Source organism: Pedobacter kyonggii (genome assembly GCF_004310665.1).
GTDB lineage: Bacteria > Bacteroidota > Bacteroidia > Sphingobacteriales > Sphingobacteriaceae > Pedobacter > Pedobacter kyonggii.
On record NZ_SIXF01000055.1, the window covers coordinates 1 to 10,547 of the forward strand.

The 10,547-nt window shown below is 38.0% G+C and carries 11 protein-coding genes; 8 read left to right on the forward strand and 3 right to left on the reverse strand.

Annotated features, from left to right (window positions below; genetic code table 11):
- Positions 1-351 precede the first annotated feature (351 nt).
- Positions 352-828, forward strand: coding sequence for a nucleoside deaminase (locus tag EYS08_RS25215; RefSeq protein ID WP_131032660.1), 477 nt, complete (start codon positions 352-354; stop codon positions 826-828).
- A 157-nt stretch (positions 829-985) separates the two neighbouring features.
- Here the strand turns inward: EYS08_RS25215 and EYS08_RS25220 are convergent, their stop codons facing one another.
- Positions 986-2,911: a redoxin domain-containing protein gene (locus EYS08_RS25220; RefSeq protein ID WP_131032661.1), complete on the reverse strand. Its 1,926-nt coding sequence runs from the start codon at positions 2,909-2,911 to the stop codon at positions 986-988.
- A 107-nt stretch (positions 2,912-3,018) separates the two neighbouring features.
- Between EYS08_RS25220 and EYS08_RS25225 the strand changes: the two genes are divergently transcribed.
- The gene (locus EYS08_RS25225) at positions 3,019-3,801 is read left to right on the forward strand and encodes an EcsC family protein (RefSeq protein ID WP_131032662.1); all 783 of its coding nucleotides are present in this window, start codon (positions 3,019-3,021) and stop codon (positions 3,799-3,801) included.
- A 43-nt stretch (positions 3,802-3,844) separates the two neighbouring features.
- Here EYS08_RS25225 and EYS08_RS25230 read toward each other — a convergent pair whose 3' ends face one another.
- Positions 3,845-4,246, reverse strand: coding sequence for an RNA-binding S4 domain-containing protein (locus tag EYS08_RS25230; protein WP_029279693.1), 402 nt, complete (start codon positions 4,244-4,246; stop codon positions 3,845-3,847).
- A gap of 201 nt (positions 4,247-4,447) precedes the next feature.
- Between EYS08_RS25230 and EYS08_RS25235 the strand changes: the two genes are divergently transcribed.
- Positions 4,448-5,266, forward strand: coding sequence for a 2,3,4,5-tetrahydropyridine-2,6-dicarboxylate N-succinyltransferase (locus EYS08_RS25235; RefSeq protein WP_208745952.1), 819 nt, complete (start codon positions 4,448-4,450; stop codon positions 5,264-5,266).
- 78 nt (positions 5,267-5,344) lie between these two features.
- A complete protein-coding gene (locus EYS08_RS25240; protein ID WP_131032664.1) occupies positions 5,345-6,460 on the forward strand; it encodes a glycosyltransferase family 4 protein in 1,116 nt (371 codons plus the stop codon).
- Positions 6,461-6,470: 10 nt separating this feature from the next.
- Here the strand turns inward: EYS08_RS25240 and EYS08_RS25245 are convergent, their stop codons facing one another.
- Entirely contained in the window at positions 6,471-7,028 is a 558-nt protein-coding gene (locus EYS08_RS25245; protein ID WP_131032665.1) for a DUF4136 domain-containing protein, read from the reverse strand.
- A 323-nt stretch (positions 7,029-7,351) separates the two neighbouring features.
- Between EYS08_RS25245 and EYS08_RS25250 the strand changes: the two genes are divergently transcribed.
- The 4 genes from EYS08_RS25250 to EYS08_RS25265 all read left to right on the forward strand — a co-directional run.
- Positions 7,352-7,918, forward strand: coding sequence for an L-threonylcarbamoyladenylate synthase (locus EYS08_RS25250; protein WP_131032666.1), 567 nt, complete (start codon positions 7,352-7,354; stop codon positions 7,916-7,918).
- Between the two features lie 90 nt (positions 7,919-8,008).
- A complete protein-coding gene (locus EYS08_RS25255) occupies positions 8,009-9,463 on the forward strand; it encodes a CCA tRNA nucleotidyltransferase (protein WP_131032667.1) in 1,455 nt (484 codons plus the stop codon).
- 99 nt (positions 9,464-9,562) lie between these two features.
- Positions 9,563-10,210, forward strand: coding sequence for an IS1096 element passenger TnpR family protein (locus EYS08_RS25260; protein WP_131032668.1), 648 nt, complete (start codon positions 9,563-9,565; stop codon positions 10,208-10,210).
- 86 nt (positions 10,211-10,296) lie between these two features.
- Positions 10,297-10,547 (forward strand): helix-turn-helix domain-containing protein (locus tag EYS08_RS25265; protein ID WP_131032410.1); only part of this gene is annotated, 251 nt, incomplete at its 3' end.

Consider the following 10,547-nt stretch of genomic DNA (forward strand, 5'->3'; position numbering starts at 1 on the left):
AAAAAACGTTCACGGATATGGACGGGCAATAGCCTATGGAATAGATGGTATGGAAATGCAGGGTGCACTTGCTATTTTCACTGTAAACCTGAAAAGAATCATCAAATTAGCTATCTAGAAGCCAAAATAGCGTCAAATAAAGACCCAAAACTTCATATTCCCATATCAGCACACAGAAGCAAACTTCCAGACTAGAAAATAAAAACCCTTAAATAAAAAATCGATCAAGTGAAAACATGTTTCACCTGATCGATTTTCAAAGTTAACCCACTAAAGGAGGTAACTTTTTCAGTGCCCTCTATAAATCGGGGCATTTTTTTTGTGCTGTTTTTTATAAAAGACCAAATTAATATGGACAATCAACATCAGGAATATATGCAGATGGCAATCGAGCTATCTGTACAAAATGTGAGCGAAAGCATTGGCGGGCCTTTTGGAGCTGTAGTGGTAAAAGATGGGAAGTTGATTGCCAAATCGGCAAATAAGGTAACTTCTACCAACGACCCAACTGCACATGCGGAGGTTTCGGCCATTAGGCTGGCCTGTACCGAATTAAATACTTTCGACTTAAGCGGTTGTGTAATTTACACCAGTTGCGAGCCTTGCCCAATGTGTTTAGGTGCAATTTATTGGGCAAAAATCGACACGATTTATTATGCAAATACCAAAGCTGATGCCGAGCACATTGGTTTTAGTGATAAATTTATTTACGAAGAGTTGGACAAACCCATGGAAAACAGAAGCCTGCCGGTTATCCAGCTGATGCGTGATGAAGCCCTGGCAGCTTTTAAGCTATGGGAAACCTCACCAATGAGGATAGAATATTAAATAGAAAGAGATTGTATCATAAAGGCGGTTCACCTCAGATGCTGTCATGTTGAACCTATCGAAACACCCTAAAGCGTATTTAAGCAGGTCCTTCGACAAGCTCAGGATGACAAATCTATATTTATGATACAACTTCTCCTCTCATTAAAACCATTGTTTATTTGCTCGATTCTTTTCCTGCCAGCAAACCGATCATCGAATCTATTTCTTTCACCACACCATCATCAGAGCCAGAGAATCCTACAGCTTTAAACCTGATATTACCATCCCCATCAATCACAAATTTGGTTGGGATTCCATCAACTTTATAGGCGCTTACCACATCAAATTTGGAAGGGTCTTTTACATTTTTGGTATCGTACAGCACATTAAAATTGTATTTCTTAGCAGCAATAAAATCAGTTACCAATTTTTCTCTATTCTCCTCTGTTTGCCAGGTATTTACAAACAGGAATACTACATTTGGGTTACTAGCATATTTATTTAAGGCTTTTTGCATACCTGGGAAAGAAGACACGCAAGGTCCGCACCAGGTTGCCCAGTAATCTAAAATCACAATCTTTCCTTTCAAACTGGCTAGACTTACGGTTTCGCCTTTAAGGTTAATTAATGAGAATGCAGGTGCCGGAACATTGATCATTTTTTTGGTCCATTCAGCCCGCTCTTTTTCTAATGCAGCTTTTTCTAAATTGGCCAGGTAAGTTTCGTAAGTTCCATCTTTCTTTAGTTTAGTATAAAGCATTTTAAATTCGTTCTTTAGCGAATCATTGCCTTTCCCCTCTTTAATTAATTTTTCAGCCTCACTATAAGCTTTATCATCCTGGCCATCCTTAATTAAATAAGTTACATAACGAGACGATACATCGGGCGGAACTGTTGCATATAAAGGAATGGCCTTCTCTTGCATAGCCAAAGCCTCTTTAAATTTCCCCTGATGATATAGCAACAGTCCATAAGTATCAGCATACATACCGTAAGCACCGTCTAAGTACTTGAGGTATTCTTCTTTAGTGTTGTAATATTTTGGCCTCTCATCATTTCTCGATGCTTCTATCAATTCTAGCGACTGTTTTGAAAGCTGAGCAGCAAGCTCGATATTCTCTTTTTTCTCAGCAGAGGGCCAGGCAAAACTATTGTTATACAAACTTGCCCTGCTCATTTTATCTGTAACCTTTTGGGCGTAATCCTGAAATTTCCCCAAATCCTTAGCTTTTACAGCGCTGTTAGCCAGCATACTATAAATTGAGTTCAATCTACTTTCATCTGCTTTTTTACTTGGATCAAGTTTAAAGGCGGCGATCATTTCTTCGGCCTTTTGTATTTGTGTGGCAAAATCTTTTGTACCATAAAGTGAATTCATACCATCATTCCAGGCGTAATTTCCTGTGGGGTATTTTTTAATTATGATGGCTTTAACAGAATCAGCCTGAGTTTTTTTCTTTAATAGTGAGTAAAGGCTTAAAGCTGTACCTAAATCTTCTTCTTTTGGTTCTTTTAGTTTCGTTAATGCAGAAATATTCTCGTTGATTAGTTTTGTTCCTTTGTCTTTATCTGCTTTGTACTCCAGCGACAGATATTGATTTAGATTTTTCTTTTTCAGCTCGGGTTTTAAAGCAAAAGCTTGTTTATACAGTGAAACGGCCTTTTCTGGATCGAGAGTAAGACCCAAATAGTAATTCCCTGCCAATCCATACAAAAAAGCTTCGTTAAGATAAGCTTCAGCTGGCACTTTTCCCGCTTTAGTGAATTCTAAAACATAACCGGCAGGCGCTTCATCTTTTTGATCGCCTACCGAAAAAGCAAGTCCAACCACCGTAACGCTATCTGGAGTAGAGATTTCTCCTTTATAAACCGCTCCATCTTTAGTGAGTTCAATTTTAGTGCTTTTGGGATTCGATTTTGAAAAAAAAGTATAACTGGTACATTTTACATCAGCCAAATTTTCGAGATTGGTCCCCTTAGGGTCGTAGGTAAATTTAACTGTACTTCCTGCTGCAGGCGTATTAGCAGAAAATTTCACGCCTTGTGCATTTGCTACTCCAGCAGCAAATACGAGTAAGCATAATAATTTTAAGGTTTTCATAATGAAAGGATTAAGTTTTATCAGATAACTAAATATATAGTTTATTCTTTATTTTTCAAAGTTATTTTATATTAAATTTTAAGGAATAATTATTGTAGTAATTAAGCATGACCTACGAACAAAAAATAACGGGAGAATTAGATTTCTGGAAGTTTAAAACCTTGCAGAAACCTTCTCTTTTTAATAAGGTAACCGATAAAGTTCAGAAAAAAATTAATAGTTATATCCCTGATAAGGTTCATAACGCGATCACATCCGCCATTAAACAGATGGTTAAGGCCGTGCTTTTTGGTTCGACATTTACCACATCGAAACCAATTACCGATTTAACCTTAATGCACCGCGAGGCATTAATTAAGCAAAAGATAGAAAACTATAAAAAAACAGGTGCTGCAGAAGGCGGAATTACAGGTGCAGGAGGTTTTTTAATGAGCATGGCAGATTTTCCGCTCTTGCTGGGCATAAAGATGAAGATGCTTTTTGATATTGCAGCAGTTTACGGATACGATGTTAAAGATTACCGCGAACGTTTATATATTTTACACATCTTCCAGCTGGCCTTTTCAAGCAAAGAAGAAAGCCAGAATATATTTATGAAAATGCAGGATTGGGATGATAAAGCCCATCAATTACCTACCAATATTGATGAATTTGACTGGCTTACCTTCCAACAGCAGTACCGTGATTATATTGATTTAGCCAAACTTGCGCAGATGCTTCCATTTGTAGGGGCAGCAGTCGGTGCAGTCGCCAATTATAAACTGATCGAAAAACTGGGCAAAACGGCAATGATGAGTTACCGGATGCGGTATTTTAGTCTTCAGTCCATAGTCCTAAGTCATGAGTCGGCGGACGACTTAAAGCTCAAGACTGGGGGGGGTAATATTTAATCAGAAGCAACTATCCGACTAAGGACTAGAGACTAAGGACTAACTAATCCTCCTCTTCAAACATCCCGCCAATCAAATCGTCAGTTTCCCGCCGGTCCTTTTTAGTTGGCCGCCCTGTTCCTCTATCGCGTTTTAGATTTGGTGCATGAAACATCGATTTAAAAGCATGCGTTTCTTCAACAGGGGTTAAATCTTTGTATTTTGTTAAGGCTGTTGGCGAATCTGTTCTGTTGTACGAAAGTTCCACCACCTCGATAATTTTCTTTTCGATCCCTTTCGATACTTGATAAACTTCACCTACTTTCACAATAGCCGAAGGTTTAATATTCTGCCCTTTGAGTTTCACCCTCCCCGCTTTACAGGCATCAGTAGCCAGGCTCCGTGTTTTAAACAACCTGATCGCCCACAAATATTTATCTATCCTAAGTTTTTCTGTCTCTGTCATAAAATTCAAAAATACATAATTAGGTTAATTCCTAAGTTGGTTAATTGTAGAAACTGGTTAATCGGTTAACTGTTACATGCGCCTAACCACAGTTAACCAGTTTAAACGATTTAAACAATTAACCCATCTACAAAACAATTTAAACAATTAACCATTTAATAAGCAAAAATTGATTTATTTTGCGTAAAATTTAAAAACATCATGTATTCAGATTTAAAGAAATTAATTGAAGCCGCTTGGGAGGATAGAACCCTTTTAAAATATAGCAACTATTGCGAAGCCATTGAAGCCGTTATTATGGGCCTTGATAAGGGTGAAATCCGCGTTGCTGAGCCAGTTTTAAACTCTTGGGGCATTAATGAATGGGTAAAGAAAGCAGTAATTTTATATTTCCCGATTCGCGAGATGAAAGAAATTAAAAGTGGTCCTTTCGTTTACCACGATAAAATGGATTTAAAAACCGATTATAAAACAACCGGTGTACGTGTTGTTCCTATGGCAAGTGCGCGTTATGGTTCGTTTTTAGCACAAGGTGTAATCATGATGCCATCGTATGTAAACATTGGTGCCTATGTTGATGAAGGCACTATGGTTGATACCTGGGCTACTGTTGGTTCTTGTGCACAAATTGGTAAACGCGTTCACTTAAGTGGTGGTGTGGGTATTGGTGGTGTTTTAGAGCCTGTACAAGCTGCTCCGGTTATTATCGAAGATGATGCATTTCTAGGCTCTAGGGCAATTGTGGTAGAAGGTGTTAAAGTAGAAAGAGAAGCTGTTTTAGGTGCTAATGTGGTATTAACTGCATCAACTAAAATTATTGATGTTACCGGCCCTACACCAGTAGAATATAAAGGAATTGTTCCTGCACGTTCGGTTGTTATACCAGGAAGTTATACTAAAAAATTCCCTGCTGGCGAATTCCAGGTACCTTGTGCTTTAATTATTGGTAAACGTAAAGAAAGTACAGATAAGAAAACTTCGCTTAACGATGCGTTGAGAGAAAATAATGTAGCAGTATAAATGGTTTAAGGTATAGGGCTTAAGGTGTAAGGTAACACCCAAAGCCTTAAACCTTTTACCTTAAACCTTACACCTCTAATGAAGATTGGATACGATGGCAAGCGTGCTGCCAATAACTTAACAGGATTAGGTAATTACAGCCGGTCTTTAATTGAGCATTTGGCACATCAGTTTCCTCAGCACCAATATTTGGTGTACGCTCCAAAAGTAAAACCGGCCAAACAGATTGATGCTTTTCTCGCAAATGAAAACATCGAACTGAAGCTTCCAAAAAACGGGCCTTTTTTATGGCGAAGTCTAAATATCCTTAAAGATTTAAATCAAGATGGTTGCCAGATTTATCACGGGCTCAGTCATGAAATTCCATTAGCCATACAACATACCCGGATTAAATCGATCGTTACCATTCATGATTTAATTTTTCTTCGTTTCCCTCAGTATTATAAATTTATCGACCGAAAATTATACGAGTGGAAAAGCAAATCTGCATGTAAACGGGCCAATAAAATTATCGCCATCAGCGAAAAAACTAAAGAAGACATTATTGATTTATATGGGATCAGTCCTGAAAAAATTGAGGTAATTTACCAAAGTTGTGATGACAGTTTTAAAACATGTTTACCTAACGAAACCTTAAGCCGCATCAAGGCAACTTATAAACTGCCTGAAAAGTACATCCTGAATGTCGGTACCATTGAAGAGCGCAAGAACCTTAAATTGGCTGTACAGGCATTAAAAGAGGTTAATGACGAATATAAACTCGTAGTAATAGGCAAACAAACGGCTTATTTTAAAACAGTAGAGAAGGAAATTGAAAAACTCGGCCTTAAAAACAGAATTCTATTCTTAAAAAATATCCCTTTTGCCGATCTGCCTGGTATTTATCAAATGGCAAATGTTTTTGTTTATCCTTCCTTTTACGAAGGTTTCGGCATTCCGATTATCGAAGCCCTCTATTCTGGGGTTCCCGTAGTTGCAGCAACTGGGTCGTGCCTGGAAGAAGCTGGCGGACCAGATAGCTTATACATTTCACCTGACGATGCTAACGGACTTGCAAAAGCCATTAATCAAATTCTTGAAAGACCGCAGCTCCAAAAAGAAATGAAGGAAAAAGGGCTGGAATTTGTTCAAAAATTCAACAGCCCTGTAGTTACTCAGCAATTAATGGATTGCTATTTAGATATTTTAACGTAACCGCTACAAATTATTTAGCAGCAGTAACAGTTGGTGGATATTGCGCCAATATTTCTTTTACGCCAGTGTACAGACGTTGTTCTCTTTTATTGAAACTATCTAGGTTAAAACCTGATCCCTGTCCGTGCCAGAATAAAATCTTTTTAGCAGGATCCAAGAAATCAATAATGATTGTACCTTCAATATATTGGTTTACATAGGTTCCGCCGCCGCCCCAGAAAGGGTTTCCCCAGCCTCCACGCCAGCCCCAACCCCAGCCACCATAGTAACCTGGTCCATAAACATCTGTTTTTTCTCGGGCAACCACCACTAGATTCACCAATAAATCAGGTCGGTCTGATTTCGTAAATCCTTTGGCATTCATCTCAGATTCAACCGCAGCTATTAATCTGCGTTTATCCAGATTGTTAAGCTTAACCCTTGCTATGCCTTTATCGTAAAAATTATAAGTTTTGTAACCGCTTAAATCAACATTTTTATCATAATCTGATGCGGTGCGGAGTGTTGTACATCCTGCTAATGCCAATACTACAGTAAAAAGCATTAATAATTTTTGTGTCGTTCTCATTTTGTGCGCTGTTGTATAAATAACCTGACATAAATATAACGATTTTGGAAACCAAATGGCAAATCATTTAACATTTTTTACAATCAGATTGTTATGTGTAAAACGATTTCTGTTTGACTATGTTTTGACGCTATATATCTATGACTAAATATTTTACAATTGGATTAAATCGTTGAATAAGTAAATCTGAGGGGCTATCAGACAGGATTTATTTTACAGCCATCAGATAGCTGTCAGTCTACGGATTAGAATGATAAATGTGTATCGAAGTTTTTCCTCCATTACTTCCTTATAAACTTCGTTGAATAAATTAACTTTGCAACATGCTAAGAGACGAGATTAACAAAGCTTTTGAAGTATTAAAATCGGGCGGGGTGATCCTCTATCCTACCGACACCATTTGGGGCTTAGGCTGCGATGCCACAAATCCTGAAGCAGTAGATAAAGTGCTTAAAATAAAAAACCGCCCTGCCGAAAAGAGTTTAATCGTATTATTGGATGTGGATAGCAAACTGCAAAGTTATGTTGCCGAAATACCTGATGTGGCTTACGATTTAATTGAATATGCTGAAAATCCTTTAACTGTTATTTTCTCTGGGGCAAAAAACTTAGCCCAAAACGTAATCAATACGGATGGAAGCGTAGGGATCAGAATTGTTAAACACGATTTTTGCACACCATTAATCCAACGCTTTAGGAAACCTATAGTTTCTACCTCTGCAAATTTAAGCGGACAGCCTTCGCCAAAGTTCTTTGACGATATAGACCCTGAAATTATAGATGCTGTTGATTACGTGGTAGACTTTGAACAGGAAAACCGGACCAACAGAAAACCATCAACCATTATGAAACTTTCTCCGGGTGGACAGTTTGAGTTTATTCGCAAGTAAACCCCAACCCCTAAAGGGGCTTTGAATCGTTGATAGTCTTTACCGACCAAATGTTTTGCTTAATTTTGAACAAATAAATTACCCTTATATATGCAGTCTGATTTAAACGAAGGGAACTCCAAGTCCCCTTCAGGGGATTTAGGGGTACACCTACAAAACCCAATATTTAAAACCTTATCCACAATTGCCGATAAGAACAATACCGAAGCATATGTAATCGGAGGCTTTGTACGCGATTTATTTTTAGATCGCCCTTCAAAAGATATTGATGTTGTTGTTGTGGGCAGTGGAATAGAATATGCTGAAGCAGTAGGTAGAAAACTGAACACCAAAGTCGCTGTTTTTAAAAATTTTGGCACAGCAAATATTAAATATCAGGATTTAGAAGTCGAATTTGTAGGCGCCCGGAAAGAATCTTACCGTTCTGATTCGCGCAAGCCAATTGTTGAAGATGGCACCTTAGAAGATGACCAGCTGCGCAGAGATTTTACCATCAATGCTTTGGCCATCAATTTAAATACTGATCATTTTGGTGAATTGTTAGATCCGTTTGACGGGATTAAAGATTTAGAAGATAAGCTCATCCGTACCCCACTCGACCCGGAAATTACTTTTTCTGACGATCCTTTGCGCATGATGAGGGCAATCCGCTTTGCTTCGCAGCTTAATTTTAGCATCGATCCAGCTGCCCTAAATGCCATAAAAACGCAAAAACAGCGTATTACCATCGTATCAAAAGAGCGGATAACAGATGAGATGAACAAAATCATCCTCTCTAAAAAACCTTCTGTAGGCTTTAAACATCTTTTTGATACAGGCTTATTGCAGCTTATTTTCCCTCAAATGGCACAGCTTTATGGTGTAGAGATTATTAAGGGAAAAGGGCATAAAGACAATTTTTACCATACACTTGAAGTATTAGATAACATTTGCGCAGACACTGATGATTTATGGTTGCGTTGGGCGGCTATTTTACATGATATTGCCAAACCAGCAACCAAACGTTTTGAAGAAGGCCACGGTTGGACATTCCACGGGCACGAAGACAGAGGGGCCAGAATGGTTCCGAAAATATTTGCACAGCTCAAACTACCTTTGAACGAAAAGATGAAGTATGTGCAAAAATTGGTACAGCTTCATTTACGTCCGATTGTTCTGGCGCAGGAAACCGTTACCGATTCTGCTGTAAGGAGATTACTTTTTGATGCCGGAGAAGAAATTGAAAGTTTGATGCTGCTTTGCAATGCCGATGTAACCACTAAAAACGAATACAAAAAAGCTAAATACAGAAACAACTTTGAGTTGGTTAAACAAAAGCTTAAGGATGTTGAAGAACGTGATAAAATTAGAAATTGGCAACCCCCTATTTCAGGTAACGATATCATGGAAACTTTTGGTCTTGATGCGGGAAAAGAAGTCGGCCTAATTAAAAATGCCATCCGCGAAGCCATATTAGAGGGCGATATTACAAACGACTATCAAGAAGCATTTAATTTTATGCTCAATCAGGCAAAACAAATGGGATTAAATCCTGTTAATAAATAATTTAATTGCTGAAACACTGCAATTGGGATGTTTTTTATAACACCTGATATTTGTGGTAATTATAAATTAACTTTATTTTTACGGTTCCAAAACACTATAATGGCTATTTATAAATTTAGAATTACTTTCGAAGATTTTGATGATGTTGTGAGAGAGATCGACATTAAATCAAACCAAACGTTTGAAGACCTGCATAAGGCTATTCACAGATCTACGGGTTATAATGCCGAAAAATCTTCGTCTTTTTACGTAAGCACCGATAATTGGTTAAAAGGTGATGAAATTGCTTATTTACCAAGTGAGCGTAAAAAAGACCGTGTAGTTTTAATGGAGAATTCTAAGCTGAGTGGTTTTATTGAAGATCCGCATCAAAAGTTTTACTATATCTATAATTTCGATCGCCCTTATGATTTCCATGTAGAGCTGGTAAAAATAATTTTAGATGCCGATCCAAATATAGAATACCCATTTTTAGCTAAAAGCAGTGGTGAGGCACCAAAAATAATGGAGCAAAATAGCCCACAGGCTGTTGATCCAAGAGGTGCAGTGGCAGCTGCAAGCGAATTTGATTTCTTAAATGAAATGAACTTTGTACCTGAAGATACCGACGAATTGGAAGCCATGGGCGAAATGGGCATCAATGCTGAAGAGCGAGACGAAGATGAAGAAAGCGAAGAAGACGAATTCGGAGATGAATTTTCTGATAGCGATAACTTCGAAGATGATAGCCATAAAGATGACTATTAATTAACAACAAAATAATAAATGCAAAAAGCTGCCAAATATGAAGTGAACCCCAAAAGTTGGACAAAAACTTTTGGGGTTTATCATTTATGACCAAACACACATTTGAGGAGAAGCTCGATATAGTTTCTCACGTGATAAAAGGGACGCCGATTCTTTGGCTATCCCGAGAACGGCGTATTAGCAAAGACATGATATTGGAATGGGTTCGGAAATATAACCTCCATGGTGAAAGTGGGCTACGCAAGCAAGCCAATATCAAGTCTACTTCTGATTTCAAAGAAGAAGTTGTAAGGCTCATTATAGAAAAAGGTGTACCTTTAAGACAGGTTGTTCTGGA

Bases quoted from the DNA above. Each gene is read 5' to 3' on its own strand.
- EYS08_RS25250 (WP_131032666.1), top strand. From the start codon at position 7,352: ATGCTAAGAGACGAGATTAACAAAGCTTTTGAAGTATTAAAATCGGGC.
- EYS08_RS25220 (WP_131032661.1), bottom strand. From the start codon at position 2,911: ATGAAAACCTTAAAATTATTATGCTTACTCGTATTTGCTGCTGGAGTA.
- EYS08_RS25260 (WP_131032668.1), top strand. From the start codon at position 9,563: ATGGCTATTTATAAATTTAGAATTACTTTCGAAGATTTTGATGATGTT.
- EYS08_RS25240 (WP_131032664.1), top strand. From the start codon at position 5,345: ATGAAGATTGGATACGATGGCAAGCGTGCTGCCAATAACTTAACAGGA.
- EYS08_RS25215 (WP_131032660.1), top strand. From the start codon at position 352: ATGGACAATCAACATCAGGAATATATGCAGATGGCAATCGAGCTATCT.
- EYS08_RS25225 (WP_131032662.1), top strand. From the start codon at position 3,019: ATGACCTACGAACAAAAAATAACGGGAGAATTAGATTTCTGGAAGTTT.
- EYS08_RS25235 (WP_208745952.1), top strand. From the start codon at position 4,448: ATGTATTCAGATTTAAAGAAATTAATTGAAGCCGCTTGGGAGGATAGA.
- EYS08_RS25255 (WP_131032667.1), top strand. From the start codon at position 8,009: ATGCAGTCTGATTTAAACGAAGGGAACTCCAAGTCCCCTTCAGGGGAT.
- EYS08_RS25230 (WP_029279693.1), bottom strand. From the start codon at position 4,246: ATGACAGAGACAGAAAAACTTAGGATAGATAAATATTTGTGGGCGATC.
- EYS08_RS25245 (WP_131032665.1), bottom strand. From the start codon at position 7,028: ATGAGAACGACACAAAAATTATTAATGCTTTTTACTGTAGTATTGGCA.